The sequence below is a fragment of the Frateuria edaphi genome, assembly GCF_021117405.1.
Taxonomy (GTDB): Bacteria; Pseudomonadota; Gammaproteobacteria; order Xanthomonadales; family Rhodanobacteraceae; genus Frateuria_A; species Frateuria_A edaphi.
This window is the reverse complement of record NZ_CP088251.1, coordinates 3,509,664-3,535,881: the sequence shown is the minus strand read 5'-3', so window position 1 is coordinate 3,535,881 and position 26,218 is coordinate 3,509,664. Positions and strand designations below refer to the sequence as shown.

Genomic DNA, 26,218 nt, shown 5'->3' with positions numbered 1-26,218 from the left:
GCCATCTGGGCGTCCGGCCAAAAAAAAAGCCGCCCGAGGGCGGCTTTTTCGTGGAAGCGCGATCGGCGTCAGAAGCCGATCTTGACGCCCAGGTTCACGCTGTCGTCCTTCTGGGTGTCATCGCTGAAGCGGCCGTGATAGCCGAACCAGCCGGTGACGTTCGTGCTGAACTGGGCGGACAGGCCAAGATCGGCACCAAGCCAGGTCTTGTCCGGCACGTAGCCGGTGAGCGCGAAGGTGCCGGGCATGCCGACCAGGCCGGCCTGGACCTCGCGAGCATCGGCCTTGTCGTCGTGGTTCCAGGACACTTCCACGAACGGCATCAGCGTGGCGCCGCCGGCCTGCCACTGGCCCTGCAGGCGCCAGCCGAGCGATTCGAGCAATGCGTCGCGCTGCTGGCGGCCGAACCACATGGCGGTGCTGTCGTTGCCCGTCTCGGCGTAGCCGTTGACCTTCGCCGTCTGCCACTCCGCGCGCGCGAACGGTCCGGTCTTCAGGCCGTCGCTGCCGAACCACCAGCCGCCTTCGAGGCCGGCGCCGAGATGGGAGCCATCCGCCTTGCCGCTCTCGTTGCGGGTGGCGGCGCCCAGCTGGATGCGCCGGTTGATGTCCTTGAAGTTGGACTGGCCGAAACTGGCGAAGCCGCCCAGGTAACCGCCGCCGTTGTGGTACAGCGCGTAACCGAGGCCGGAAATGTCCTGCATCTTGTAGCCGCCAGCGCCACCGTTGAAATCGGCATTGTTCTGGCCCAGCGAGAGCGCAACGCCGACCGACACGTGGTCGTTCACGCGCGCGTCGGTGCCGAGGGTCAGGTTGACGTTGTCGCTGTCGGTGCCGGGCGAGCCACCGGTCGCGTCGAAGCGCTGCCGACCGTAATCCACGCTGGCGAAGAAGCGGGTATCGCTGCCCTGGCCATCGGCCAGCAGCTGGTTGCGGATCGCGCGGTACTGCGCGCCGGTCGCCGCCAGCGGCGCCTCGCCCAGCAGCGAAACCTGGCCCGGTGCCTCGAGGATGGACATCACATACTGGCCCAGCACCGCATGCGCCGCGGTGGTCGGATGCACGCCGTCGGCGAACACGTAGCTCTGGTCGGCGCCATCGGGGTAGGTATAGGGCAGGCCCGAACCGGCCGGACCGCACTGCACCGACGATGCGCCCGCGCCGCAGGCCGGCTCGTTGACGTTGGTGAAGCCGAAGGTCTGCGGGTCGGCAATGATCTCGTTGAACAGGCTGTAGACATTGACCGGAACGATGCCCACGCCCATTTGCGACAGGCCGGCGTTGAGCTGGCCGTTGAAGACCAGGCCGAGGCCGCCCAGCGCGGTTGCCGCCTCTGGACCTTGGGCAAGCGCCGAAGGCGTCAGGCCGATGTTGGGCAGGTTGAACACCAGGATGTTCTTGGCGCCCGCCGCCTGCAGCTGGCCGATCAGCTTGACCTCCTGCTGGGCCGCGGCGGCAACGCCCGCCTGTGCCTGTTCCGCGGTCTCGAACGCGCTGACCCCGGCGCCGGCGAGCACCGCCGCGTTCACCTGGGCGGTGACGGTCGGCGTGATCTGCGCGGTGAAGGCGGCGATCGCGGCCGGATCATTCGGAATGATGTTGTTGGCGATCGCCAGCGAGACCTGTTGCGTAATTGTCTGCGCGATCAGCTGCTGGGCGGTGGCCCCCGCGCCGGCGGCGGTGGCGTGATAGAAGATGTCGTTGGCGCCGCCCCAGATCGAGTACAGCGCATTGGCATCGACCGTGCCGGCGGCCAGGTAGCCGCCCACCTGGCTGGTCAGCGTGGGCACCGCGGCGGGCGTGCCCGGGGAATTGACGAGCACGCCGGCGCCGCCCCACGCGTAGTCCGAGCCCCCGGTCAGGGACGGCGCGATCGGCTGGCCAAGCGCGCTGGCGACGTTCTCGATGGCCAGGGTGCCGGGATTGGTGGTGAAGCGCAGCGGCGGCTGCACGCCGGGCGCGGTCGCCAGCGAGATGTTGCCGTTGTCGCTCAGGCTGTCGCCGAACACGACGACCTGGTCGAAATCGGTGGCCGCGGCGGCCGCGCTGAACAGCAGACCGGCGAGGATGGCGCCGGCAAGACGGGTACGGGGCATGACGGTGACGCTCCTTGAGGGGCCGGGATGGCCTTCGTTATTTGAGCGTCACGGTAATGCAGTCCATACGGAAGCGCATGCTGCGGCGCATCGCGTGTGCGCGGTGCGGAAAGGCCGGGCTGCGATTTGCCATCGCCGAGCGCGGCCAGGGCGAACGGTCCCCCGGCAAACTATCGCGTGGACTCGTTGTCGATCCGATCCCCTGCGGCCAAGCGCGTCGTGTCGAAACATCGTCGCGCCGCTCGTCGCGGTCCATAGGGCAAGAAACCGGCAAAGGACACCTACGTCCTGCGAACCACCGAGGCGAGGGGAAAAGTCATGACGGCCACGACGGCAGCGAAGAGAAAGCTGGTACTGAAGATGTCCGTCTCGCTGGACGGTTTCGTCGCCGGACCGAACGGCGAGGCCGACTGGGTGTTTCGCACCTCCGGCGGCGACGATTCGACCCGATGGGTCCTCGATACGCTCGGCGACGCGGGCGTGCACATCATGGGGAGCGGCAGCTATTACGACATGGCGGCGTTCTGGCCCTATTCGGAAATGCCGCTCGCACGGCCGATGAACGATATCCCCAAGGTGATTTTCTCAAGGCACGGGCTCGACGACGGAACCCGGGGCGATCAGACGACCAGGGCCTTCGCCGAAGCAAAGGCGCGCAATGCGGAAAGGCATGGCGCCACGCCGACAGTGGCGGTCCTGGACTCCTGGGCCAGGCCGACGGTGGCACGCGGCGATCTGGTGGAGGAAATCCAGCGGCTGAAGCAGCAGCCGGGCAAATACATCCTGGCGCACGGGGGCGCCCGCTTCGCCCGCAGCCTCGTCACCTCCGGCCTCATCGACGAATACCGACTGGCCATCCACCCGGTGACACTGGGCCAGGGCCAGCCGCTGTTTGCCGGACTAAGCAGTCCGGCCGATTTGCGGCTGCTCAGCGTGACCCCCTTCAGCTCCGGGGCGATGGCCGTCGTCTACCAGCCGGCCTGAGCCCGAGCGCGGACGTTTGCCCCACGCGCGCCCGGAACGGACTCCGAGCGCGGATAGGGGCGTCCCTGTGGTTTCAGCGTTTGCCCTCGCGCGCGCGCAGCAACGCGTCGGCGAAGGCGTTGTTGGCCGGCGGCGCGGCGGGCTTGGGTGGCGGCGCACCCCGCTGCGGGCGGGTGCCACGGTTGTCGTCGCCGGGGCGGGCGCCGCGGGCCTGGCCCGGTTCGTCGTCCAGACGCATCGACAGGCCGATCCGCTGGCGCGGAAGATCCACCTCCATCACCTTGACCTTGACGATGTCGCCGGCCTTGACCGCATCGCGCGGGTCCTTGACGAACGTGTGCGAGAGCGCGGACACGTGCACCAGACCGTCCTGGTGCACGCCGATGTCGACGAACGCGCCGAACGCGGCGACGTTGGTGACGCGGCCTTCCAGGATCATGCCGGGACGCAGGTCCTTGAGGTCCTCCACGCCTTCGGCGAAGCTCGGCGCAACGAACTCCGGGCGCGGGTCGCGGCCTGGCTTCTCCAGCTCTCTGAGGATGTCGCGCACGGTCGGCACGCCGAACTTTTCGTCGGTGAACTGCTCGGGCTTCAGGCCGCGCAGGAAGCCGGTGTCGCCGATGATGTTGCGCACCTCGCGACCGCACTGGGCGATGATCCGCTCGACCACCGGGTAGGCTTCCGGATGTACCGCGCTGGCGTCCAGCGGGTTGTCGCCGCTGGGCACGCGCAGGAAGCCGGCGCACTGCTCGAACGCCTTGTCGCCCAGCCGCGGCACCTTCAGCAGCGCCTTGCGGTTGGCGAACGGACCATGGGCGTCGCGATGCTTGACCACGTTCTCGGCGACGCTCGGCGAAAGTCCGGCCACGCGCGAGAGCAGCGCGGCCGAGGCGGTGTTGACGTCCACGCCGACGGCGTTGACGCAATCCTCGACCTTCGCGTCGAGCGCGCGCGCCAGCTTCACCTGGTTGACGTCGTGCTGGTACTGGCCCACGCCGATCGCCTTGGGCTCGATCTTCACCAGTTCGGCGAGCGGATCCTGCAGGCGGCGCGCGATGGACACGGCGCCGCGCAGGCTGACGTCGAGGTTCGGAAATTCCTTCGCAGCCGTTTCGGACGCTGAATAGACCGAAGCGCCGGCCTCGCTGACCACGATCTTCGACAGTTTGGCATCCGGCAGTTTCTTGATCAGCTCGCCGGCCAGCTTGTCGGTCTCGCGCGAGGCGGTGCCGTTGCCGATCGCAATCAGGTCCACGTCGTGCTGCTTGCACAGCTTCGCCAGCACGACCAGCGATTCGTTCCACTGCCGCCGGGGCTCCAGCGGATAGATCGTCTCGGTCGCCAGCAGCTTGCCGGTGGCATCGACCACGGCCACCTTGCAACCGGTGCGGATGCCCGGGTCCAGGCCCATCACCGTCTTGGCGCCCGCCGGCGCAGCCAGCATCAGGTCTTTCAGGTTGTCGCCGAACACGCGGATCGCCTCGTCCTCGGCGCCTTCGCGCACGCGGCCGAACAGGTCCAGCGTCAGGTGCAGGTGCAGCTTCACGCGCCAGGTCAGGCGCACGGTTTCGCGCAGCCACGCATCGGCAGCGCGGCCGCGGTCATGGATGCCGGCGTGCGCGGCGACTCGGCCTTCGCCCTCGAGATGGCCCTGTTCGGCGTCGAGCGCCGGCTGCAGCTCCAGTTCGATCACGCCTTCGTTGCGCGCGCGCATCAGCGCCAGCAGGCGATGCGAGGGGATCTTGCCGACCGCTTCGACATGATCGAAGTAATCGCGGAACTTGGCGCCCTCGTTCTCCTTGCCCTCGACCACCTTCGCGCGGATCTGGCCCTTGTCCCAGAGCCAGTCGCGCAGCTCACCGACCAGGTGCGCGTCCTCGGCGATGGACTCCATCAGGATGGCGCGTGCGCCATCGAGCGCCGCGCGCACGTCGGCCACGCCCTTGTCGGCATCGACGAACGATTCGGCGAATATTTCGGGGGTAAGCGTGGGATCGTCGCGCAGGCCGGTCGCCAGTGGCTCCAGGCCTGCTTCGCGGGCGATCTGCGCCTTGGTGCGGCGCTTGGGCTTGTAGGGCAGATAGAGGTCTTCCAGCCGCGCCTTGGTGTCGGCGGCGAGGATGTCGTTCTTCAGCGCATCGGATAGCTTGCCCTGCTCCTCGATGCTGGCGAGGATCGCGCCGCGGCGCTCCTCCAGCTCGCGCAGGTAGCGCAGGCGCTCTTCGAGCAGGCGCAGCTGCGTGTCGTCCAGGCCGCCGGTGGCCTCCTTGCGGTAGCGGGCGATGAAGGGCACGGTCGCGCCCTCGTCGAGCAGGCCCACCGCCGCGCGCACCTGGTCGGGCTTGGCGGCGATGTCCTGGGCAATGCGGTGTTCGATGCTGAGCATGTGATCAACGGCTTCAAGTGGTGCAGGGAGCCGTCGATCATAACAACCGCAGCGCGGTTCGTCGGGTGGGTTCGCCCACCATGCGGGATGGCGATGGTGGGCCGAACCCCACCCTTCGTTCAGGCGTGGAAAGATCCATCGTTGCGCGGTGCCGGGTGGTGGAATGCGCCGGCCCGGCCGTTGAGCACCAGGGTGTTGGCGAGCATGTCGTGCAGGCCCTGCCTGCGCCGCGTCCAGCCGATCATCAGGAAGCCGACACCCACGATCATCCAGCTGAGGATCTTAGCCGCGTAGCGTCCCAGCGCGCGCCAGAAGCCGATGCGCCCGCCATCCAGATCGGTCACGCGGATGCCCATCGCCAGCTTGCCCACGGTGGCCTGCCAGGCCGAACTCTCACAGATGGCGAAATACAGCCAGACCAGCACGGCAGTCAGCGCGATGCCCATGCGCATGGTTTCGTAGTACTGGCCGTAGGCAGCCAGCATCACCTGGGGATCGGAACCGGCCGAGAGCATGACCTGCTCCAGTTTCGCCTGGGCCGCTTCGTTGCCGAACGCATTCATGATCAGCATCTGCGGGATGTAGAGCACGATCACGTCGATGATGTAGGCGACCAGGCGCTTCCAGAAACCGGCGTAATCCTCCAGCGCCGCCGTGGTGGTCGGCGGCGGCACCACGGGCGCGGGCCCAAGCGGCGGGGGCGTGGCGGCCAGCGCGTCGGGGAACAGCACTGACAAAGGTTGCCAGTCGGCCAGGCCCTCGTACCAACCCAGGTCCTCCGCGGCGAGCTGGCCACTGCGCAGCCACTGGCGCACGTCCTCCTCCTTGTAGGGACCGTGGCGCTGGCCATCGCGGCCGATCCAGATTTCCATGCACTCGCTCCGCAAATTTCGATTCAAGCGATGATGCCATGGGCCACCGCACACTGCTCCCTCGCGCCCGCTCTTATCGAAGATGAGGGAGGCGTCGGGTGGGGCTCGTTCTTGCAGGATTGCTTTCAAGTGCGCCGCGAACCCCGGCCTCTTCCCGGGAGAGGAGGGCAAGACAAGCTTCAGGCGCGGCGCTTCAGATGCACCAGCAACAGCGAGATCGCCGCGGGCGTGACACCGCTGATCCGCGCGGCCTGGCCAATCGTGGCCGGTTGCGTGCGCTTGAGCTTGAGCAGCACTTCGGAGGAAAGGCCACGCACCTTGTCGTAATCGAAACCGACAGGAATGTCGGTGTGCTCATGGCGACGCTGGCGCGCGATCTCCTCGCGCTGGCGCTCCAGGTAGCCGGCGTATTTCGCCTGCACCTCGACCTGCGCCGCGACATCCTCGCGTTCCACGGTGGGGCCGAGTTCGCTGACGGCGGCGAGCTTGCCGTAGTCCAGTTCGGGGCGTCGCAGCAGGTCCAGTGCGTTGGTTTCGCGGCTGAGCGCAATGCCGAGCTGGCGCTCGATCGTCGCGCCCAGCGCATTGGTTGGTGCCGCCCACAGCGAGGCCAGCCGCTGCGTCTCGCGCTCGACCGCCTCGCGCTTGGCGCGCAAGGCATCGAAGCGCGCCTGCGGTACCACGCCGAGCGCGAAACCCTGCTCGGTCAGTCGCAGGTCGGCGTTGTCCTCGCGCAGGTGCAGCCGGTACTCGGCGCGCGAGGTGAACATGCGGTAAGGCTCCAGCGTGCCGTTGCTGGTGAGGTCGTCGATCAGCACGCCGATGTAGGCCTCGTCGCGCCGCGGGAACCAGGGTGCCTCGCCGCGGACCATGCGCGCGGCGTTGAGCCCGGCGACCAGGCCCTGCGCGGCGGCTTCCTCGTATCCGGTGGTGCCGTTGATCTGGCCGGCGAAGTAGAGCCCGCCGATGTTCTTGGTCTCCAGCCATGGCTGCAGGCCGCGCGGGTCGAAGTAGTCGTATTCGATGGCGTAACCCGGACGCGTGATGTGCGCGCGCTCGAAGCCGGCGATCGAGTGCACCACCTCCAGCTGCACGTCGAAGGGCAGCGAGGTGGATATGCCGTTGGGATAGATCTCGAAACTGTCCAGTCCTTCGGGCTCGATGAAGATCTGGTGCGAACCCTTGTCGGCGAAGCGCACCACCTTGTCCTCGATCGAGGGGCAGTAGCGCGGGCCGGTGCCCTCGATCTGCCCGCTGAAGAGCGGCGAGCGGTCCAGCGCGCCGCGGATGATCTCGTGCGTGCGCTCGGAGGTGTGGGTGATCCAGCAACTGACCTGGCGCGGATGTTCCGCGCGCGATCCCAGGTAGGAGAACACCGGCGCGGGATCGTCGCCCGGCTGTTCCTCCAGCCCGCCGAAGTCGATGCTGCGCAGATCGATGCGCGGCGGCGTGCCGGTCTTGAGCCGGTCGGCCGCCAGCGGCAGTTCGCGCAGGCGCATCGCCAGCGCGCTGGCGGGCGGGTCGCCCGCACGCCCGCCGGCGTACTGCGCCGGGCCGATGTGGATCTTGCCGGCGAGGAAGGTGCCGGCAGTGAGCACCACCGCGCCGGCACGGAAGGTCACGCCCATCTGCGTGACCACGCCTGCGACGCGGTCGCCCTCGATGAGCAGATCGTCGACGGCCTGCTGGAACAATTCGAGATTCGGCTGCGATTCCACCATCCGCCGGATCGCCGCGCGGTACAGCGTGCGGTCGGCCTGGCAGCGCGTGGCGCGCACGGCCGGTCCCTTGGAGGCGTTGAGCGTGCGCCACTGGATGCCGGCGCGATCGGCCGCCTGCGCCATGGCGCCGCCGAGCGCGTCGATCTCCTTGACCAGGTGTCCCTTGCCGATGCCGCCGATGGCCGGGTTGCAGCTCATCGCACCGACGGTCTCCAGGTTGTGGGTCAGCAGCAGGGTGCGTGCGCCGCAGCGGGCCGCGGCCAGCGCCGCTTCGGTGCCGGCATGGCCGCCGCCAACCACGATCACGTCGTAGCGGGTGGGATGGATCATCGAAAGAAGGCGCCTGGCGCGTGCGAGGACGGAACGTGCGTATGTTAGCGCTTTGGCGTCTGCGCCCGAACATAATCAAGAGCTTGGCACGATTGCTGCTTCACTTCGCGTGCACTTTCCATGGGCAGACGTTGCGCGAACCGCGCGCCGAGGCTGGGCAGACAGGGGCCTGACCGCGTACCGGGAGAGGAAGCATGACGGCGCCGCTGGGGATTCCCACGGCGCCGTCGCCTTTTCCCGCCCCGGAAAAACCAAGCCCCGCCAATGGCGGGGCTTGGTCGTGCTTAGATCTGGCGCCCGGCGGTCTCAGGAACAGGGGGAATCCAGGATGACCGTGTTGCCGGGCGCCAGAAACCGGAAAGTCGCAGGCGCCGTCGCGATCCGTCGCGACTGCGGAAGCGATATTCCCAGTACGGCCGTGAATAAAAAGTGACTAATTCCGGCTTTTTTTTGTAAGGCAGCTGACGCTGAGCGTCAGCCGGCCGGCCAGGCCCAGAGCCGAATGTGACGACGATCACGCTCTGGCACGGCCATTGCAGAGCCCGCTTCACCAACCCCATCCTCTGCGTTCCGTCATGAACAGCACTTTCGACTTCCAGCCCGTCTATCCGCGCCACGACCTGATGATCGAAATCGGCAAGGTGCAGATGGCGATCGAACACTTGGCCGCGCGCACCGAGCAGGAACGCCAGAACCTGCGCCCGCGCCTGGAAACGCACATGGTCCGCCTGCGCAACGCGCTGAGCCAGCTCGCCGCTTGACCGCCCCGTCGCCGGGCGGAGCGCCGTGAGGGCGTTCCGTCCGGCAACGTCCTTGCGGCCACGCGGCGCCGCTAGCCCTTGAGCATGTTGCCGACGATCTCGGCCAGGTTGCGCGAAAGCCGCTGCTCCGCCAGTCCCGCCACCGCCGCGTGCGCCTGTTCCCGCCGCGCCGGCTCCAGCCGCTGCCAGCCGTTGAACGCGGTCGCCAGTCGCGCCGCCACCTGCGGGTTGAGCGCATCCAGTTCCGCAAGTCGCGCGGCGAGGAACCGGTAACCCTCGCCATCGACGCGATGGAACCCGCTCGGATTGCCACGCGCCCAGGTACCGAGCAGGGCCTGCACGCGATTGGGATTCTTCAGGGTGAACGTCGGATCGCCCTCCAGCGCACGCACGCGCGCCAGCGCGGGATCGTCGGGGATTTGCGCCTGCACTGCGAACCACTTGTCCAGCGCGAGCGCGTTGTCGGCGTGGCGCGCGCGGTAGCGGGCGAGCGCATCGGCCGCCTGCGGAGCCCCGCTACGCACCAGCACCGCGAGGCCGGCGAGGCGATCGGTCATCGTCGCGGCGCGGTCGAACTGGGCGGTCGCGAAGGCCTGCGCCGTGGGCGCATCCAGCAGCGCCAGCAGTTCCAGCACGCGGCGCTTGAGCCGGCGCTGTGCCTGGCTGACGGCATCCAGTGCGTCGCTCGCCTGGGCGGTCAGCGCGCGGTAACGGTCGGCCAGCACGGGCGCGCCGATACGGGCGGCAAGCTCGCGCTGCAGCGACTGGCGCAGGGTGTGGATGCGCGCCGGATCGACGTCGGTCTCGCGCTCGGCCAGTTCCACCTCGCCCGGCGGCGTGAGTAGGTCGGCCAGCAGCGCCGGGTCCAGCGCGGCCTGGCCGAACAGCCCGGCGAGCGTGTCGCCCCACACCGCCAACGCCTCTCGGCCACGACCGTCGCGCAGCTCCGCATAGGCGCGCCAGGCCAGCTGCTGAGCCGCCTCCCAGCGGTTGAAGCCGTCGGTGTCGTGGGTCAGCAGCAAGGCGAGCTCGGCCGGCGCATAGGCGTAGTCGAGGATCACCGGCGCCGAGAAGCCGCGCAGCAGGGATGGCACCGGCGCGCGCTCGATGCCGGGGAACACGAACGACTGCTCGTGCGCATCGAGCACCACCACCTGCTCGCTCGCGCCCTCGTGCAACGGCAGCATATGGCCGTCCGGATCGAACAGCGCGAGCTTGACCGGGATCGGCAGCGGCCGCTTGTCCGGCTGGCCCGGCGAGGGCGGCGTGTGCTGGCGCAGGATCAGCGTGTAGGCGCGGCTGGCCGGATCGTAGTGGCCTTCACCCGACACCCGCGGCGTGCCGGCCTGGCCGTACCAGGCGAGGTAGGGTGAAAGATCGATGCCGTTGGCCTGGCCGAGCGCGGCGAGGAAATCCTCCAGCGTGGCGGCACGACCGTCGTTGCGCTCGAAGTACAGGTCCATGCCGCGGCGGAATCCCTCGCGCCCCAGCCGCCCGGCCAGCATGCGCACCAGTTCCGAGCCTTTTTCGTACACCGTCGCGGTATAGAAATTGTTGATCTCGCTGTACTGCGACGGGCGCACCGGATGCGCGAGCGGACCGGCGTCCTCGGGGAACTGCGCGCGGCGCAACAGCGCGACGTCGTCGATGCGCTTGAGCGAGGGCGAATTCATGTCCGCCGAGAACTGCTGCTCGCGGAACACCGTGAGGCCCTCCTTCAGCGACAGCTGGAACCAGTCGCGGCAGGTGACGCGGTTGCCGCTCCAGTTGTGGAAATACTCGTGGCCGATCACTGCCTCCACCGCGCGGTATTCGTCGTCGGTCGTGGTGTCCGGATCGGCCAGCAGGTACTTGGCGTTGAAGATGTTGAGGCCCTTGTTCTCCATCGCGCCCATGTTGAAGTCGTGCGTGGCGACGACGTGGAACACGGATAGATCGAAGTTGCGCCCGTAGGCCTGTTCGTCCCAGCGCATGGCGCGCTCCAGCGCGTCCATGGCGTAATGGCAGCAGGCGATCACGTCCGGCTCGGCCCAGATCACCAGCGCCACATCGCGACCGTCGGCGGTGCGATAGTCGCGCTCGATCTTGTCCAGCCGACCGGCCACCAGCGCGAACAGGTAACAGGGTTTCGGATACGGGTCGACGAAACGCGCCCAGTGGCGCTCGCCCGGCAGCTCGCCCGCGCCATCCGGATTGCCGCCGGCGAGCAGCACGGGGAAACGCTCGCGGTCGGCGCGCAGCGTGACGGTATAGCGCGCAAGCACGTCCGGGCGATCGGGGAAGAAGGTGATGTGCCGGAAGCCTTCGGCTTCGCACTGGGTCAGCAGGAAGCCGTGTTCGCGCGAGCCGGACAGGTACAGCCCTTCCAGCGCGGTGTTGGCCGCGGGGCGCACGCGCACGCAGGTTTCCAGCACGCTGCCGTCGCCAACGCCGTCGACCTCCAGCACGTTGTCGCGATAGCGATACGCCTGCGCGTCCAGCGGTTGCCCGTCCAGCACGATGGCGATCAGTTCAAGGCCCTCGCCGTCAAGCCGCAGCGGCGCGTCCTGCGCCGGATCGCGGCGCAGATGCAGGCGCGAGCGCACCTCGCTCGCGTCGATGCCGAGGTCGAATTCGAGTTCGACCTGTTCGACCGTCCAGGCGGGTGGTCGGTATTCGGCAAGGCGGATGGGCGAGGGGGTCTGTTCGTCGCGCGCAGTCATGGGGTGGAGAAGCCGCTGGGGGAAGGCTCAGGCTAACATGCGGCGCTTTCGCGACCGGACGGGACATGGGCGTTTTCGACGTCGCCATCGAGTGGTTGGACACGCAGCCGGTCGTCGTATTGAACGACAGCGCGCGTGGTCGCCGCGTGCGCATCGCGCGGCATGGCGCCTGCGTGCTGGGCATCGAAGCGACCGTGGGCGGCCGGTTCGTGCAGTTCGCCGATGGTTATCGCGACGCGGTGGAGCTGGCAGCACGCCCGGGCTCGCGGTTCGCCGTGCTGGCACCCTTCGCCAACCGCGTCGCCGATGCGCGCTATCGTTTCGACGGCAACGATCACGACCTTTCGCCCGGCCTCGCCGGCGCGGCGCGCGCGAGCCGGCATGGTTTCGTGCGCGATGCCGACTTCGCCATCGGCGCGCTGGAGGCGGGCGAGCGAGCGGCGCGCGTGTCGTTCGCCACCACCATTCCGCCGCAGCCCGGCTACCCGTTCACGCTCGACCTGGTCGTGCGCTACACCCTGGCGGTCGACGGGCTGACGCTGGAAACGACCCTGCGCAACGTCGGCGTGCGCGCGGCGCCGGCCTTCGCCGGCTGGCATCCGTACTTCCGCGTCGGCGATGGTGCGCTGGCTTCATGGGAGCTCGCCATCCCCGCCGCCTGCGTGATCGGCACCGGTGCGGACTTCATACCGCTACCTGGCGAGGCCGCTTACCTGCCGCTGGCGCAGGTACCGGCGCTCGACTTCCGCCAGCCGCGCGCGATCGGCGCGATCGAACTCAACCACACCTACGTCGGCCTGCAGGCCGACACCGATGGCCGCATGCGCGCCCGGTTGCGCGATCCGGCCAGCGGCATCGGCATCGCGGTGTGGCAGGAGCACGGCGTGCTGCTCGCCTTCACCGGCGATACGCTGGAACGCGATGCGCGTCGCTCGCTCGCGCTCGAACCGATGGAAAGCCTGCCCGACGCCTTCAACCGGCCCGACTGCGCCGAAGCCATCCGACTTGAACCCGGTGCCGCACGGATGTTCCGCTGCGGCGTGGAGATCGATACCCCATGACAGTTTTGCCTACTCTCGCCCAAATCCAGGACGCGGCCGCGCGCATCGCGCCTCATGCGCGCGTGACACCGGTGCTTCGCAGCGACGCGCTCGATGCGTTGGCCGGCGCGCAGCTGTACTTCAAGTGCGAGAACCTGCAACGCGGCGGTGCGTTCAAGTTTCGCGGCGCCTGCAATGCGGTGTGGGCGCTGGACGAGACCGCCGCCGCGCGCGGCGTGGTCACGCATTCCTCCGGCAACCACGGCAACGCGCTGGCGCTGGCGGCCGGGACCCGCGGCATCCGCGCCCACGTGGTGGTGCCCGAGGGCGCCGTACGCGCCAAGCTCGAGGCGATCGAGCGCGCGGGTGCGGTGCTGCACCGCTGCGCACCGACCCAGGCCGCGCGCGAGGCGACCACCGCGCAGCTGGTGCAGGACACCGGCGCGGTGCTGGTGCATCCGTATGCCGACACGCAGGTGATGGCGGGGCAGGGCACGATCGCGCTGGAGCTGCTGGCGCAGGTCCCGGACATCGAGGCGATCGTCACGCCGGTCGGCGGCGGCGGCCTTGCCTCGGGAGTGGCCATCGCCGCGCATGCGCTGCGGCCGACGCTCAGCCTGCATGCGGGCGAACCGGCCGGGGCGGACGACGCCGCGCGTTCGATGGCCCGCGGCGAGCGCGTCACCGACGTGGTGCCCGATACGATCTGCGACGGCCTGCGCGCGCTGGTCGGCGAACCCAACCTCGACGCGCTGCGCCAGCATCGGATCGACATCATCACGGTGACCGACGAGGACACCATCGCCGCCATGCGCCTGCTGTGGCGGGAGCTCAAGCAGGTGGTGGAGGTTTCCAGCGCCACCGCCTTCGCCGCGATCCTGAAGGCTCCCGAACGCTTCGCCGGCCGCCGCGTGGGCGTGGTACTCACCGGTGGCAACGTCGACCTCGACGCGTTGCCCTGGTGAGGGGCCGCAGGTGGACTTCCGTCCACCTCAACCTTTCGGCGTGTGGATGGGTGGCTGAGGCTTTCCCTGCCTCTCAGCCGCGGGTGCGGCGCGCGCCGATACCGACCACCGCCGCCAGGCCCGCCAGCACCAGCGCGATACCCAGCCATTCCATCGCATCGGGCCGCTCGTCCAGGATCAGCCAGGCCAGCAGCACGCTGACCACCGGTACACCGAGGCTGGACAGGCTCGCCACCGTCGTGGGCAGGCGCTTGAGCACCACCAGCCACAGGCCCCAGGCAACGCTGGAAGCCATCACCGCGCTGTAGGCCAGCGCGCCGGCGAACGCCCAGTTCCAGGCGATCGGTCGCGCGGGCACCAGCAACGCCACCGCACCGAGTACCAGCGCGCCGACGAGCATCTGCCAGCTGGTCAGCGACAGCGCCGACACCGCGTGGCGCTGGAACAGCCGCTTGCTGAGCACCGTGCCGGCCGCCCACGCCGCGCCACCGGCCAGCGCCAGCACCGTGCTCGACGGACTGCCCAGGCCGTGCCAGGGTTCGAGGATGCACAGCAGTCCGGCCGCCGCGAGCGCCAGGCCCAGCCAGTGCCGCGCCGAAGGCGTCTCGCCCAACAGCGGCCAGGCCAGCAGCACCGACCAGAACGGCATGCTGTAGGCGAGCAGCGCCACGTGCCCGGCGCCGCCGCCCACCAGCGCCCACTGCTCCAGTCCCTGGAACGCGGCGGTCTGGCAAAGGCCGATCAGCACCGTGGGAAGCAGCGGCGGCGGATGCAGCGACTGGCGGCTGACGGCCAGCGCGGCGAACAGCACCACCGCGCCAAGCAGGTAACGCAGCGCGGCGAAATCGAACGGCCCGGCCCAGTTCAGCGCCTGCTTCATCACTACCCAGCTGTAGGCCCAGATCAGGATGGTGCCGGCCAGGGCGGCCAGCGCGCTGCGCTGCGGAGAAGGGTTCGACATCGGGGAGCGCATCGGGAAAGTGCGCCAGTGTACGCCGCGCGCTGCGCTACATTGGCGCCCTGCCATCGAAGGGATCCACATGCACCGCTGCGCCTGGGCCACCGACGACCTGCTATGCGCCTACCACGACAGCGAGTGGGGCGTGCCGCTGCACGACGACCGCCTGCTGTTCGAATTCCTCTGCCTTGAAGGCGCGCAGGCCGGGCTGTCCTGGCGCACGGTGCTGGCCAAACGCGAGCGCTACCGCGAGGTCTTCCACGGCTTCGAGATCGCGCGCGTGGCGCGCATGAGCGAGCGCGAACTGGAGCAGGCGCTCACCGACCCGGGCATCATCCGCAACCGCCTCAAGGTCACCGCCACGCGCGACAACGCCCGCGCTTCGCTGAAGGCGATCGAGGCGCACGGCAGCCTGGATGCCTACCTGTGGTCGTTCGTCGATGGCAAGCCCGTGCGCAACCGCTGGCACACCAGTGCCGAGGTGCCCGCCACCACTCCCACCTCCGACCGCATGAGCAAGGCGCTGAAGAAGGACGGCTTCCGCTTCGTCGGCAGCACCATCTGCTACGCCCTGATGCAGGCCACCGGCATGGTCAACGACCATCTGGTGGGCTGCTTCCGCCACCGGCAGGTTTGAACGGAGCCCACGGGACCTTCGACGCCCGCGAGGGAGCGATTCACCAGTGCGTCACCCGCCAGACGCTTGCATGGAAGGCGGTTTCCGCGGACGGGACGGAGCGTGGCGACACTGCGCATCGGCATATCCGGCTGGCGTTACGCGCCCTGGCGCGGCGTGTTCTATCCGAAGGACCTGCCGCAGCGGGCCGAACTGGAATACGCCTCGCGCCAGGTCGGCAGCATCGAGCTCAACGGCTCGTTCTACAGCCTGCAGCGGCCGGCCAGCTATGCGGGCTGGAACGAGGCCACGCCGCGCGGGTTCGTGTTCGCGGTGAAAGGGCCGCGCTTCATCACGCACATCAAGCGGCTGCGCGACTTCGACGGGCCGCTCGCCAACTTTCTCGCCTCGGGCCTGTTCGAGCTGGGCGCGAAACTGGGGCCGATCCTGTGGCAGTGCCCGCCGAACCAGCGCTTCGACGAAGCGCTGTTCGATCACTTCTTGGGAGCGTTGCCGCGCGACACCCACCAGGCGGCCGCGCTGGCGCGTCGGCACGACCATCGCCTGAAGCACGGCGCCAGCGTTGCGCCCGACCGCAAGCGGCGCCTGCGCCACGCGCTGGAGATCCGCCACGAGAGCTTCATCTGCGAGGCGTTCATCGCCCTGCTGCGCCGGCACAAGGTGGCACTGGTGGTGGCCGACACCGCCGGCCGCTGGCCCTACCTGGAGGACGTCACCGCGGACTTCATGTACCTGCGCCTGCACGGCGACGAGAAGCTCTATACCAGCGGCTACGGCGACGCGGCGCTGGAGCGCTGGGCCGCACGCATCCGTGAATGGGCGCGGGGCGGCGAGCCGGAGGATGCGGTGCGCGCGAGCACGCGACCGCCGCCAAGGCGCGCATCGCGCGACGTGTATTGCTACTTCGACAACGACGCCAAGGTGCATGCGCCCTTCGATGCGCAGTCGCTGATGCGAAAGCTCGGTCTCTGAGCGGATGGCCAGGGCGCGTTTCGGTCCATCGCGCGCTGCCGCAAGGCCGATGGTGGGCCCAAAGCCCCCTGCGAGGCGCTACGACCGGCTCGCCGCCTTCGCCTCGTTCGCCTCGTTGCGTGGATCCTCGTGCAACAGGCGCCGCGTCACCCCATTGGTCCAGCCGAAGCCATCCTGCAACGGGTATTCGCCGCCGCCGCCGCCCTCGGCATTTTCGCCGTCATGGGTGATCACGTACTTCTCCACCAGCTTGCTCTCTTTCTTGTAGAGCGCACCTACGGTGCGCAGCCACCGGCAGGCGATGTCGTTGGCGTCGATGTCGTAGTTGCGCATGCCGCGGATCGCCATCCACTGCAGCGGCGCCCAGCCGTTGGGCTGGTCCCATTGCTGGCCGCTGTCCTGTTCACTGGTGCCCATGCCGCCCTGGCGCAGCAGCCGGTCACGCAGGGCCTGGGCGGTACGATGGGCCTGTTCGCGGCTGGCCAAGCCGATGAACAGAGGTGCCGCCGCGGCGCTGTTGAGCGCTTCGCGCGGCTCGTCGCGCTGCCAGTCGTAGTCGAGGTAGGCGCCGGCCTTGTCGTTCCAGAGCAGCCGCTCGATCGCCTGCTTGCGCGCCTCCGCGCGTTGCTGGAACTTCTCAGCCTGCTTGCGCTGCCCGACGGCGTGGTTGAGCAGGCAGATCTGCCGCTCCAGCTTGTACAGGAACGCGTTCAGATCCACCGGCAGGATCGAGGTGGTGCGGATGGTGCACAGCTCGGTGCCGTCGCACCAGCGGGAGCTGAAGTCCCAGCCCGACGCCGCGCCGGCGCGCAGTTCGCGGTACACGCGGTGCGCCGGAAGCGGCGACTTGCGCGCGGTCAGCACGTCCTCGCGGTAGGACTCCTCGCGCGGCGTGTCGCGCTCGTCCCAGTAGCGGTTGAGGATGCTGCCGTCGTCCAGGCACACGCAGTGGTCGCGGGCGTCGCCCGGGCGCATCTCCTCGGCGCCGGCCATCCAGAAGTTGTATTCCTTGCGCAGGCGCGGCAGGTATTCGACCGCCTTGCACACGCCCTTGTCCTCGAAAAGTTCCACCATCAGCGCGAACACCGGCGGCTGCGAGCGGCTGAGGTAATAGGTGCGGTTGCCGTTGGGCACGTGGCCGTAGGTGTCGATGAGGAAGGCGAAGTTGTTCGCCATCGCGGCGAGCAGGTCGTGCCGGCCACTCTCGGCCAGGCCCAGCATGGTGAAGTAGGAGTCCCAGTAGTACAGCTCGGCGAAGCGCCCGCCCGGCACCACGTAGTCGTTGGGCAGCGGCAGGATCGAGGCGTTGGGCGGATGCTGGCGCGGGTGGCGGGTGAGCACGTCCCACAAGCTGTCGATGTGCGCCTTGAGCGACTGCCCGGGCGGGGACTTGTAGTGGCTCGTGTGCACTTCGGGCGGATCGAAATTGGCGTGCACGAAACCGGCCAGGTCGAAGCCCTCGTCGTCGCAGCGCTCGCGGTAGGACTCCAGGATGTCTTCCGGGTCGCCGCGCGGCACGCAGTCGACGAAGGTCTTGCTGTCGGTGAACACGCCACCCATCTGCACCGCGATGAACAGTTCCTGGTAGCGGTCCGCCGGCGTGAGCGTATCGGCCTTGGGAACGTTGGCCGCGTTTTCCTCGTTCCTGCGTTTGGTGTCGTCGCTCATTGCTCGGCGTAGTTCCACAGCAGTCCGCCATCGACGAACAACGTACTGCCGGTCATGTAACGGGCGTCGTCGCCGCACAGGAAGGCGACCGCGCCGGCGACCTCCTCGGGCGAGCCCAGCCGCTGCAGGGGGATGTTCTTCATCAGCGCCTTCACCAACGCCGGGTCGCTCATCAGGTGCGCGTTGATCGGCGTCTTGATCGCGCCCGGCGCGATGTTGTTGAGGGTGATGCCCAAGGGTGCCAGCTCCACCGACAGGTCCCGCATCAGCATTTTCACGCCGCCCTTGCTGGCGCAGTAGCTGGCGAAGTGCGGGAAGGGGAGTTCCTCGTGCACCGAGCTGATGTTGACGATGCGACCGCCGTCGCCGCGGTCGCGCACGTGGTGGGCGAATGCCTGGGTGAGGAAGAACACGCCCTTGAGGTTGACGTCCAGCACGAGGTCGTAATCGGCCTCGGTGACGTCCAGGAAGCCGGCGCGCCGCTCCACGCCCGCGTTGTTGACCAGGATGTCGACGCGGCCCATCTGCGCCACCGCCTCGGCCATCACGCGCTGGACGGCCTCGACCTGGGCGACGTCGCCTTCGATCAGGCAGGCGCGCGCGCCGGTCGCCTGTACCTGCGCGAGGGTTTCGCGGGCGAGGTCGTTGGCGACGCGATCCTCGATCACCACCGCTGCCCCTTCCTGCGCCAGCCGCAGCGCGATGGCGCGACCGATGCCCTGTGCCGCCCCGGTGACCAGTGCGACCTTGCCTTGCAACCCCATCGCGGCTCCTTCGGAAGTGGATGAGGCTGCCCACCATAGGCGCGCGCGGGTGAAGACGGCGCCAGCGGCGCGCCCTCACACAATACTCCGCCGACCGCCCCGACACGGCCTGGCGCGCCGCGCGGCGGTGCGCCGCATGGGTCAATGGCGCTTCGCTCCCGACGGGGCGATGGATGAACGCGCACCTGCTGCCCGTCGTGCGGCTCGCGGGGCGCGTCGGCCGCGCGCCGCCGCGGTATGTCCGCGGCCGTGGGCTCCGTCGCAGGAGCTCAGACGCGCCGGCAGGGGATATCGGCCGCCGAGCTTCAGCGCCGGCGCGAGCCGCGCAGGCTGGACAGCGAGAAGGTCGCGATCTCGCCCTCGGGCGTGCGCCGGGCCTGGCCGGGCGGCGGGCCCCAGGCGTGCGCGGTCACCACTTCCCAGGTGGCCGGGATACGCCCGTCCACACGCATCGCCTCGTAGGCCGCAAGCATGCCGCGGTAGTGGCTCTTGCCGGTGAGGTGGCGTTCGCGCGCGCGGTCGGCATGGGTGGCGCCCAGGCCCTGGAGCTCTTTGAGCAACGCGCGCGGCTCGCCGTAGGTGAGGGTGTAGCGGTTGACGTCAAGCACCGGGTCGCGCAGGCCCGCGTTGATCATCGCGTCGCCCACGTCGTGCATGTCCAGGAAGCGGCTGACGTGCGAGTGCTGGTCCACCGCGGCCCAGGCGGCGCGCAGTTCCTTCAGCGTGTCGGGGCCGAAGCTGGAGAAGGCGAGCAGTCCGCCGGGCTTGAGCACCCGCACGCACTCGCCGAACAGCGCCGGCAGGTCGTCGATCCACTGGAAGCACAGGTTGGAATGCAGCACGTCGACGCTGCGGTCAGGCAGGGGCAATGCGGTGGCCTCGGCGCAGACGCGCTGGAACGGCCGCAACAGCGCCTGGTGTTTGCGCGCCGCGTGCAGCATGGGTTGCGCCAGGTCCACCGCGATCACCTGGGCCTTCGGGTAGCGCTTCTTCAGCAACGCGCTGCCGCGGCCGGTGCCGGCGCCGACGTCCAGCACGCGCTCGGGCGCCTGCAGATAGAAGTCCAGACGGCCAAGCAGGTCGGCCTGCACCTCGCGCTGGAGCACGTCGTGCTGCTCATAGGTCGCCGCGGCGCGGGCGAAGTTGCGGCGCACGCGCGCGCGGTCGAGATGGAACGTGCTCATGCCGGGGTTTCCGCGAACAGGGGCTGCAGGGCGTCGGCCACGGCACCGGCGTGACCGATGAAGGGCGCATGGCCGGCGCCCTGTATCTCCACGAAGCGTCCACCGCAGCGCTCGGCCGACCAGGCCATCGCGGCGGGCGGCACCAGGCGATCGCGGCGACCAGCGATCCATACGCTCGGCACCGAAAGCTGCGGCAGGCGTGCGCGCAGGTCGCTGCGTTCGAGCAGGCCGATGCCTTCCTGCAGCACGCGCAGCTCCGGCTCGCCGCGTTCGAACACCTCCGCGCGCAGGCGGCGCAGCTCGGCCTTGGGGTCGGCGCTGCCCATCGCTTCGAGCGCGAGGAAGCGCTCGAGCGTGGCGTGGTAATCGGTTTCGAGATCCGTCGCGAGCTGGTGCACCAGGGCGGCGTCGCTGCCGTGCGGCCAGTCCGCGCCGCGCACGAATCTGGGGGTGGCGCAAAGCATCGCCAGTCCGCGCACCTGGTCGGGCATGTCGAGTGCCGCGGTGAGCGCGACCAGGCCACCCAGCGACCAGCCCAGCCACGGGGCCGGCGGCGTCACTGCGGCGATGGCGTGGGCGATCGCGCGTGGTTCCAGCGGCAGGCCGCAGGCGCGTGAGTGGCCATGGCCGGGGAGGTCGACCACGTAGAGCGTGCACCGCGCGGCCAGGGTTTCGATCAGTGGCGCGAAGACGCCGCCGTGCATGGCCCAGCCGTGGAGCAACACCAGCGGCTGCGGGCCGTGGCCCACCTTGTCGATATGCAGGGTCATGACGAGGCTTCTGCGTCCTCTCCCCCGGCTCTTGCCGAAAAGGGGGGAGGGGGCTGGGATGAGGGACCGGGGCTCGCGGCGAAGGTTGCTGGCGCGGCGGTTTCAGATGCGGGCTCCCCGCAAGAGCCGCCCTTCACCCCAACCCTCTCCCCGGAAGGACGAGGGAACTCCGCCGGTCGCAAGTGGCGGTCCACGGCACCCCTTCCATCGAACACGAAGCACTCGCCTTCCCAATGGCTGCCGTCGGTCTCTTCCAGGTATTTCAGGATTCCGCCCTCGAGCTGCAGCACCGCGCCCAACCCCAGCTCGCTCAGATGCAGTGCGGCCTTCTCGCAGCGGATGCCGCCGGTGCAATAGGAGACGATGGTCTTGCCGAGATAGCGCTCGCGGTCGGCCATGACCGCGTCGGGCAACGCGGTGAAGCTGGGCACGCGGTAGTCGAGCGCGCCGGCGAATCGCCCCGCGTCGGTTTCGTAGTCGTTGCGGGTATCCAGCAGCACGACCTCGCGACCCGCATCGTCGTGGCCCTGGTCGAGCCAGCGCTTCAGCGTGGCCGCCTCGACCGCGGGTGCGCGGCCCTGGTGCGGCGCGACTGGCGCGCGCAGGGTGATGATCTCGCGCTTGAGCCGTACGCGCAGGCGTCCGAACGGCACCTGGTCGGACAGCGACTCCTTCACCGGCAGGTCGGCAAAGCGCGTGTCCCCGCGCAACCAGCCGAGGTAATCGTCGACCGCCTCGCGGGTGCCAGCCAGGAACAGGTTGATGCCTTCGGGCGCGAGCAGGATGGTGCCCTTGAGCGCCAGCGCCTCGGCGCGCGCGCGCAGGGATTCGCGCAGCGCGGGAAGGTCCGCGAGCGGGACGAAACGGTAGGCGGCAACGTTGACGATCATGCGGGAAGGGGCGCGGCGAGTCGCCGATTATACCGGCGCGGCGCTTTCGCCCCGCGGCAACGCCGCCAGCGCTTCGAGCAGGCGGTCGACATGCTCCTCCTCGTGTGCGGCGCTCAGCGTGATGCGCAGGCGCGCCTGTCCGGCGGGCACCGTGGGCGGACGGATCGCGGTCACCAGCAGGCCTCGCGCTTCCAGTGCCTGTGCCGCGGCGAGTGCGCTGGCGGCATCGCCCAGCAGCAGCGGCTGGATCGGCGTGTCCGAAGCGGCCAGCGGCAAGCCCAGTTGCGCGGCACCGGTGCGGAAGCGCATGACCAGCGCGACGAGCTTCTCGCGCCGCCAGTTGTCCTCGCGTGCCAGCCGCACCGCCGCGAGCGCCGCGGCAGCCACCGCCGGCGGCATGGCCGTGGTGTAGACGCAGGTGCGGGCGAACTGGGTCAGCCCCTCGATCAGCGCGGCGGAGCCGGCGACGAACGCGCCATGGGTACCCAGCGCCTTGCCCAGGGTGGCCATCAACACCGGTACCTCGCGCGGGCCCAGGCCCGCCTCGGCGACGCTGCCGGCCCCTTCGGGACCGAGCACGCCAAGCCCGTGCGCGTCGTCGACCATCAGCGTGGCGTTTTCGCGACGGCACAGCGCGGCCAGTTCGCGCAGTGGCGCGCGGTCGCCGTCCATGCTGAAGACGCCGTCGGTCGCGAGCAGCGCCGGAGCATCGCCGGTCAGCTGGCGCGCGGCGGCGGCGGCATCGCCGTGCGGGTAGCGGCGAAGCACGGCGCCGGCGAGCGTGGCGCCATCGAGCAGGCAGGCGTGGTTGAGCTTGTCCTGGACGCACAGGTCGCCGCGGCCGAGCAGCGCCTGCATCACGCCCAGATTGGTCATGTAGCCGGTGGAAAACAGCAGTGCACGCTCGCGGCCGGTCCAGTCGGCCAGCGCTTCCTCCAGCATCGCGTGCTCGCGACGGTGGCCGCAGACCAGGTGCGCGGCGGTGCTGCCCACGCCTTCGTCGTCGGCCACGCGCTTGAAGGCGGCGATCAGCTGCGGGTGCTGGGCCAGGCCGAGGTAGTCATTGGAGCAAAAGGCGAGCAGGCGGCGCCCGCCGATCTCCAGCGAGGGACCTTCGGCGTGATCGACGGTGCGCGCCCGGCGCAGCAGGTCCGCCTGTGCGCGTTCGGATGTCTGGACGACCAGCCGCTGCAGCAGGTCGGGACGCACGGCGGCGATCAGGCGGATTGAAGGATGTCGGCGTGCACCGTGCCCGAGTGTTCGACCACTTCCAGCGGATGCAGGTCCAGCCGTGCGAACAGCGCGCGGTCGGCGGCGACGTCGGGGTTGCCGGTGGTCAGCAGCTTCTCGCCATAGAAGATCGAGTTGGCGCCGGCGTGGAAGCACAGCGCCTGCACCGCTTCGTCCATCTGCTGGCGGCCGGCGGACAGGCGCACCATCGAGGCCGGCATCAGCATGCGCGCGACCGCAATGGTACGCACGAACTCGAACGGATCGAGTGCCGCAGTGCCATGCAGCGGCGTGCCCTCGACCTGCACCAATTGGTTGATCGGCACGGACTGCGGATGCTCGGGCAGGTTCGCCAGGGTCTGCAGCAGCCCCGCGCGCTGCTCGCGCGATTCGCCCATGCCGACGATGCCGCCGCAGCAGGTCTTCAGGCCCGCGCAGCGCACGTGATCGAGCGTGTCCAGGCGGTCCTGGTAGTCGCGCGTGTGGATGATCTGGTCGTAGAACTCCGGCGCGCTGTCGAGGTTGTGGTTGTAGTAGTCCAGGCCCGCCTGCTTGAGCGTGGTTGCCTGCTCGCCGCTCAGCATGCCCAGCGTGGCGCAGGTTTCCAGGCCCAGGCCCTTCACCGCGGAAACGATTTCGGCCACTTTCGCGACGTCGCGGTCCTTGGGGCTGCGCCAGGCCGCGCCCATGCAGAAGCGGCTGGCGCCGGCGTCCCGGGCGGCCCGTGCGCGCTCGAGCACGGCCTCCACGCTCATCAGCTTCTCGGCCTTCACGCCGGTCTGGTAGCGCTGTGCCTGCGGGCAGTAGGCGCAGTCTTCCGGGCAACCGCCGGTCTTGATCGAGAGCAGCGTCGAGACCTGCACCGCATTCGGGTCGTGATGCTCGCGATGGACCGTGTGCGCGCGATGCAGCAGGTCGTTGAACGGCAGCGCGAACAGCGCGGCGACTTCCGCGCGCGTCCAGTCGTGGCGGATCGGGGCAGGGAACATGAGGGCGACGGCTCCGCGTGGGGACGCGGCAGTGTGGGAAGGGGCCTTGCGTCTGTCAACCGACGAGATGGGCATCAGGTTGACGGACTTTGCGTCCACGCCCGTCGGCTACCATCGGCGTACCGACCCCACGGAGCCAGGCAGATGAGCGCAGGTCAGGGCAGCACCGGCAACGTCATCGCGGCGGTGTGCAGCTTCTTCCTTCCCGGCCTGGGCCAGTTGGTGCAGGGCCGGTTGCTCAAGGCGATCATCATGTTCGTGCTCGCCGTCGCGCTGTGGTTCGTGTGGATGGGCTGGATCGTCCATCTGTGGTCGATCCTTGATGCGGCGCTGTACAAGCCCAAGGACTGAAACCCGCCGATGCGCATGGAAGCGCTTGTCCGTCCACTCTCCCGCCTGCATGCCTGGCTGTTGCCATGGCGCTGCCTGCTGTGCGGCGACGCCGGTGGTGACGGCCTGGATCTCTGCCACGCCTGTGCCGCGGAATTGCCGCGCAATACCAGCTGTTGCGCGTGTTGCGCGTTGCCCTTGCCCAGCGCGGTGGCGATGTGCGGCGCCTGCCAGCGCAAGCCGCCGCCGTGGGATGCGGCGTGGGCGCCGTTCCGCTACGGCTGGCCGCTGGACCGGCTGGAGGCGCGCTACAAGTTCGGCCGCGACCTGGCCGCCGGTCGCACGCTGGCCCGGCTGTGGCAGCGCGCGGTGCCGCCAGTCGCGCGGCCGGCGCTGATCCTGCCGGTACCGCTGCACCGTGCGCGCCTGCGCGAGCGCGGCTACAACCAGGCACTGGAGCTGGCGCGGCCGCTCGGTCGTGCGCTGGGCATTCCCGTGCGCCACGACGGACTGCTCCGTTCGCGCGCCACCGTGGCGCAGACCGAGCTCGATGCGGCGGCGCGGCGGCGCAACGTGCACGGGGCGTTCGCGCTGCGCGACGGCGCGCCGCTGCCCCCGCACGTGGTCTTGCTGGATGACGTGATGACCACCGGCGCGACGCTGGCCGAATGTGCGCGGGTCCTCAAGCGTGCGGGCGTGGCGCGGGTGGACGTGTGGGCGCTGGCCCGGGCGCCGTCGTCGCGGCAGCGGTGACTTCGGAGCGCGCGGCCCTTCGACGCGACGGGGAACGGCTACTCCCTCACCACGCGGCCCATCGACATAAGAGGGGCATCTACCCACCGCCACGGAGCGGGAACGGTGGGCTGAAGCCCACCCCACCCCAGCTTCATTTCATGGCGAGGCCGAGCACGATGCCGATCCACAAGGTGAGGCCGACCCAGTTGTTGTGCCGGAACGCGGCCAGGCAGGCGTCGCGGGCGCGGCTGCGGATCAGCCAAAGCTGGTAGCCGAACAGGCCGACGGCGGCGAGCAGGCCGAGCCAGTATGGCCAGGGCAGCTCCCCGCGCTGGCCGACGAACAGCATCGCCAGCAGGAAGGTGCCGATCAGCATGCCGAGGATCGGCACGTCCGCATCGCCGAACAGGATCGCGGTGGATTTGGCGCCGACCTTGAGGTCGTCGTCGCGGTCGACCATCGCGTACTCGGTGTCGTAGATCACCGACCACAGGATGTTGCCCAGGAACAGCAGCCAGCCCAGCGGCGGCACCGTGTTGGTCACCGCCGCGAACGCCATCGGGATCGACCAGCCGAACGCCGCGCCCAGCACGACCTGCGGCAGGTAGGTCCAGCGCTTGGTGAACGGATAGATCGCCGCCAGCGCGGCGCCGGCGAAGGACAGCTTGATCGTCAGCGCGTTGGTGAACAGCACCAGCACGAAGGCGAACGCGAGCAACGCGCCGAACACGACCAGCGCCTCGCGCGGGCTGACCCGGCCGCTGGCGATCGGCCGGCCGGCGGTGCGCGCCACCTGTGGGTCGAGCTTGCGGTCGGCGTAGTCGTTGATCGCGCAGCCCGCCGAGCGCATGGCGAACACGCCCAGGGTGAAGATCACCAGCGGGCCCCACGGCGGGAAGTCGCCGGCGGCCAGCCACAGCGCCCACCAGGTCGGCCACAGCAGCAGCAGCGCGCCGATCGGGCGATCCATGCGGGTGAGCACGAGATAGTCGGCGGCGTTTTCGCGCCAGTGCGGCGGCAGCGGGCGCAGCAGCAGGTCGAGCACGCGCGTGGCGCGCGTCGAACTGTCGGCCGGACGGATCGGGCGGACGGGTGCGGCGGGGCGCGGCCGCGTCGTGGTCGGCGGCGTGCGGCGCTGGCGCTTGCGGGGAGGAGGAGCCATGCGCGGCAGTTTAGCCCGGCGCCTCGCCCGGATCTGGGCGGCACGGCGCTTTTCTCCCCGCAAACCTCGTCC

Annotated in this window: 22 protein-coding genes; 8 read left to right on the top strand and 14 right to left on the bottom strand. The window is 69.5% G+C overall.

Features of this window, described 5'->3' with window-relative positions; translation table 11 throughout:
- Window positions 1-68: 68 nt before the first annotated feature.
- On the bottom strand, window positions 69-2,096 hold the full coding sequence (locus tag LQ772_RS16310; protein WP_231322397.1) for an autotransporter outer membrane beta-barrel domain-containing protein: 2,028 nt from the start codon (window positions 2,094-2,096) through the stop codon (window positions 69-71).
- A 318-nt stretch (window positions 2,097-2,414) separates the two neighbouring features.
- On the opposite strand from LQ772_RS16310, the gene LQ772_RS16305 reads away from it, so the two are divergent.
- The gene (locus LQ772_RS16305; protein WP_231322395.1) at window positions 2,415-3,080 is read left to right on the top strand and encodes a dihydrofolate reductase family protein; all 666 of its coding nucleotides are present in this window, start codon (window positions 2,415-2,417) and stop codon (window positions 3,078-3,080) included.
- Window positions 3,081-3,153: 73 nt separating this feature from the next.
- Here the strand turns inward: LQ772_RS16305 and LQ772_RS16300 are convergent, their stop codons facing one another.
- The 3 genes from LQ772_RS16300 to mnmG all read right to left on the bottom strand — a co-directional run bounded on the left by LQ772_RS16300 (window position 3,154) and on the right by mnmG (window position 8,389).
- Window positions 3,154-5,466: a Tex family protein gene (locus LQ772_RS16300; protein ID WP_231322392.1), complete on the bottom strand. Its 2,313-nt coding sequence runs from the start codon at window positions 5,464-5,466 to the stop codon at window positions 3,154-3,156.
- Window positions 5,467-5,585: 119 nt separating this feature from the next.
- Window positions 5,586-6,338, bottom strand: a complete 753-nt coding sequence (locus LQ772_RS16295) for an RDD family protein (RefSeq protein WP_231322390.1) — start codon at window positions 6,336-6,338, stop codon at window positions 5,586-5,588.
- 179 nt (window positions 6,339-6,517) lie between these two features.
- On the bottom strand, window positions 6,518-8,389 hold the full coding sequence (gene mnmG / locus LQ772_RS16290) for a tRNA uridine-5-carboxymethylaminomethyl(34) synthesis enzyme MnmG (RefSeq protein WP_231322387.1): 1,872 nt from the start codon (window positions 8,387-8,389) through the stop codon (window positions 6,518-6,520).
- A gap of 575 nt (window positions 8,390-8,964) precedes the next feature.
- Here mnmG and LQ772_RS16285 point away from each other — a divergent pair.
- Window positions 8,965-9,150, top strand: a complete 186-nt coding sequence (locus LQ772_RS16285; RefSeq protein WP_231322385.1) for a hypothetical protein — start codon at window positions 8,965-8,967, stop codon at window positions 9,148-9,150.
- A gap of 71 nt (window positions 9,151-9,221) precedes the next feature.
- Here the strand turns inward: LQ772_RS16285 and pepN are convergent, their stop codons facing one another.
- Entirely contained in the window at window positions 9,222-11,852 is a 2,631-nt protein-coding gene (gene pepN / locus LQ772_RS16280; protein WP_231322383.1) for an aminopeptidase N, read from the bottom strand.
- A 65-nt stretch (window positions 11,853-11,917) separates the two neighbouring features.
- Between pepN and LQ772_RS16275 the strand changes: the two genes are divergently transcribed.
- Both LQ772_RS16275 and LQ772_RS16270 read left to right on the top strand, forming a co-directional pair.
- Complete coding sequence (locus tag LQ772_RS16275; RefSeq protein ID WP_231322381.1) at window positions 11,918-12,913, top strand: aldose 1-epimerase; 996 nt, start codon at window positions 11,918-11,920, stop codon at window positions 12,911-12,913.
- Window positions 12,910-13,857 carry a pyridoxal-phosphate dependent enzyme gene (locus LQ772_RS16270; RefSeq protein ID WP_231322378.1) on the top strand — a complete coding sequence of 316 codons (948 nt, stop codon included), beginning with the start codon at window positions 12,910-12,912 and terminating at the stop codon, window positions 13,855-13,857. The genes LQ772_RS16275 and LQ772_RS16270 overlap by 4 nt, the downstream gene beginning before the upstream one ends.
- A 73-nt stretch (window positions 13,858-13,930) precedes the next feature.
- Here LQ772_RS16270 and LQ772_RS16265 read toward each other — a convergent pair whose 3' ends face one another.
- Window positions 13,931-14,818 carry a DMT family transporter gene (locus LQ772_RS16265; RefSeq protein ID WP_231322376.1) on the bottom strand — a complete coding sequence of 296 codons (888 nt, stop codon included), beginning with the start codon at window positions 14,816-14,818 and terminating at the stop codon, window positions 13,931-13,933.
- A gap of 79 nt (window positions 14,819-14,897) precedes the next feature.
- On the opposite strand from LQ772_RS16265, the gene LQ772_RS16260 reads away from it, so the two are divergent.
- Window positions 14,898-15,452, top strand: coding sequence for a DNA-3-methyladenine glycosylase I (locus LQ772_RS16260; protein WP_231322374.1), 555 nt, complete (start codon window positions 14,898-14,900; stop codon window positions 15,450-15,452).
- Between the two features lie 102 nt (window positions 15,453-15,554).
- On the top strand, window positions 15,555-16,424 hold the full coding sequence (locus LQ772_RS16255; RefSeq protein ID WP_231322372.1) for a DUF72 domain-containing protein: 870 nt from the start codon (window positions 15,555-15,557) through the stop codon (window positions 16,422-16,424).
- A gap of 78 nt (window positions 16,425-16,502) precedes the next feature.
- On the opposite strand, the gene treF is transcribed toward LQ772_RS16255, so the two are convergent.
- The 7 genes from treF to bioB all read right to left on the bottom strand — a co-directional run bounded on the left by treF (window position 16,503) and on the right by bioB (window position 23,919).
- Window positions 16,503-18,092, bottom strand: coding sequence for an alpha,alpha-trehalase TreF (treF, locus tag LQ772_RS16250; protein ID WP_231322370.1), 1,590 nt, complete (start codon window positions 18,090-18,092; stop codon window positions 16,503-16,505).
- Window positions 18,089-18,856 (bottom strand): SDR family NAD(P)-dependent oxidoreductase, encoded by a 768-nt coding sequence (locus tag LQ772_RS16245; RefSeq protein WP_231322368.1) that lies wholly within the window; start codon window positions 18,854-18,856, stop codon window positions 18,089-18,091. Before LQ772_RS16245 ends, treF begins: the two co-directional genes overlap by 4 nt.
- A 305-nt stretch (window positions 18,857-19,161) precedes the next feature.
- The gene (gene bioC / locus LQ772_RS16240) at window positions 19,162-20,040 is read right to left on the bottom strand and encodes a malonyl-ACP O-methyltransferase BioC (protein WP_231322366.1); all 879 of its coding nucleotides are present in this window, start codon (window positions 20,038-20,040) and stop codon (window positions 19,162-19,164) included.
- The gene (bioH, locus tag LQ772_RS16235) at window positions 20,037-20,810 is read right to left on the bottom strand and encodes a pimeloyl-ACP methyl ester esterase BioH (protein ID WP_231322364.1); all 774 of its coding nucleotides are present in this window, start codon (window positions 20,808-20,810) and stop codon (window positions 20,037-20,039) included. The genes bioC and bioH overlap by 4 nt, the downstream gene beginning before the upstream one ends.
- Entirely contained in the window at window positions 20,807-21,700 is an 894-nt protein-coding gene (locus LQ772_RS16230) for a sulfurtransferase (protein ID WP_231322362.1), read from the bottom strand. The genes bioH and LQ772_RS16230 overlap by 4 nt, the downstream gene beginning before the upstream one ends.
- 27 nt (window positions 21,701-21,727) lie before the next feature.
- The gene (gene bioF, locus LQ772_RS16225; RefSeq protein ID WP_231322360.1) at window positions 21,728-22,909 is read right to left on the bottom strand and encodes an 8-amino-7-oxononanoate synthase; all 1,182 of its coding nucleotides are present in this window, start codon (window positions 22,907-22,909) and stop codon (window positions 21,728-21,730) included.
- 8 nt (window positions 22,910-22,917) lie between these two features.
- On the bottom strand, window positions 22,918-23,919 hold the full coding sequence (gene bioB / locus LQ772_RS16220) for a biotin synthase BioB (RefSeq protein WP_231322358.1): 1,002 nt from the start codon (window positions 23,917-23,919) through the stop codon (window positions 22,918-22,920).
- A 144-nt stretch (window positions 23,920-24,063) separates the two neighbouring features.
- Between bioB and LQ772_RS16215 the strand changes: the two genes are divergently transcribed.
- Both LQ772_RS16215 and LQ772_RS16210 read left to right on the top strand, forming a co-directional pair.
- On the top strand, window positions 24,064-24,270 hold the full coding sequence (locus LQ772_RS16215) for a hypothetical protein (RefSeq protein ID WP_231322356.1): 207 nt from the start codon (window positions 24,064-24,066) through the stop codon (window positions 24,268-24,270).
- Window positions 24,271-24,285: 15 nt separating this feature from the next.
- On the top strand, window positions 24,286-25,002 hold the full coding sequence (locus tag LQ772_RS16210) for a ComF family protein (protein WP_425600813.1): 717 nt from the start codon (window positions 24,286-24,288) through the stop codon (window positions 25,000-25,002).
- 133 nt (window positions 25,003-25,135) lie between these two features.
- On the opposite strand, the gene ubiA is transcribed toward LQ772_RS16210, so the two are convergent.
- Window positions 25,136-26,065: a 4-hydroxybenzoate octaprenyltransferase gene (ubiA, locus tag LQ772_RS16205; protein ID WP_231326083.1), complete on the bottom strand. Its 930-nt coding sequence runs from the start codon at window positions 26,063-26,065 to the stop codon at window positions 25,136-25,138.
- Window positions 26,066-26,218: the final 153 nt, after the last annotated feature.

What these genes read in the sequence shown, in the direction of transcription:
- LQ772_RS16295 (WP_231322390.1), bottom strand. Translation starts at nt 6,338, where the DNA reads ATGGAAATCTGGATCGGCCGCGATGGCCAGCGCCACGGTCCCTACAAG.
- pepN (WP_231322383.1), bottom strand. Translation starts at nt 11,852, where the DNA reads ATGACTGCGCGCGACGAACAGACCCCCTCGCCCATCCGCCTTGCCGAA.
- mnmG (WP_231322387.1), bottom strand. Translation starts at nt 8,389, where the DNA reads ATGATCCATCCCACCCGCTACGACGTGATCGTGGTTGGCGGCGGCCAT.
- LQ772_RS16215 (WP_231322356.1), top strand. Translation starts at nt 24,064, where the DNA reads ATGAGCGCAGGTCAGGGCAGCACCGGCAACGTCATCGCGGCGGTGTGC.
- LQ772_RS16275 (WP_231322381.1), top strand. Translation starts at nt 11,918, where the DNA reads ATGGGCGTTTTCGACGTCGCCATCGAGTGGTTGGACACGCAGCCGGTC.
- LQ772_RS16245 (WP_231322368.1), bottom strand. Translation starts at nt 18,856, where the DNA reads ATGGGGTTGCAAGGCAAGGTCGCACTGGTCACCGGGGCGGCACAGGGC.
- treF (WP_231322370.1), bottom strand. Translation starts at nt 18,092, where the DNA reads ATGAGCGACGACACCAAACGCAGGAACGAGGAAAACGCGGCCAACGTT.
- LQ772_RS16210 (WP_425600813.1), top strand. Translation starts at nt 24,286, where the DNA reads ATGGAAGCGCTTGTCCGTCCACTCTCCCGCCTGCATGCCTGGCTGTTG.
- LQ772_RS16230 (WP_231322362.1), bottom strand. Translation starts at nt 21,700, where the DNA reads ATGATCGTCAACGTTGCCGCCTACCGTTTCGTCCCGCTCGCGGACCTT.
- LQ772_RS16285 (WP_231322385.1), top strand. Translation starts at nt 8,965, where the DNA reads ATGAACAGCACTTTCGACTTCCAGCCCGTCTATCCGCGCCACGACCTG.
- bioH (WP_231322364.1), bottom strand. Translation starts at nt 20,810, where the DNA reads ATGACCCTGCATATCGACAAGGTGGGCCACGGCCCGCAGCCGCTGGTG.
- LQ772_RS16265 (WP_231322376.1), bottom strand. Translation starts at nt 14,818, where the DNA reads ATGTCGAACCCTTCTCCGCAGCGCAGCGCGCTGGCCGCCCTGGCCGGC.
- LQ772_RS16305 (WP_231322395.1), top strand. Translation starts at nt 2,415, where the DNA reads ATGACGGCCACGACGGCAGCGAAGAGAAAGCTGGTACTGAAGATGTCC.
- LQ772_RS16300 (WP_231322392.1), bottom strand. Translation starts at nt 5,466, where the DNA reads ATGCTCAGCATCGAACACCGCATTGCCCAGGACATCGCCGCCAAGCCC.
- bioC (WP_231322366.1), bottom strand. Translation starts at nt 20,040, where the DNA reads ATGAGCACGTTCCATCTCGACCGCGCGCGCGTGCGCCGCAACTTCGCC.
- LQ772_RS16310 (WP_231322397.1), bottom strand. Translation starts at nt 2,096, where the DNA reads ATGCCCCGTACCCGTCTTGCCGGCGCCATCCTCGCCGGTCTGCTGTTC.
- bioB (WP_231322358.1), bottom strand. Translation starts at nt 23,919, where the DNA reads ATGTTCCCTGCCCCGATCCGCCACGACTGGACGCGCGCGGAAGTCGCC.
- LQ772_RS16260 (WP_231322374.1), top strand. Translation starts at nt 14,898, where the DNA reads ATGCACCGCTGCGCCTGGGCCACCGACGACCTGCTATGCGCCTACCAC.
- LQ772_RS16270 (WP_231322378.1), top strand. Translation starts at nt 12,910, where the DNA reads ATGACAGTTTTGCCTACTCTCGCCCAAATCCAGGACGCGGCCGCGCGC.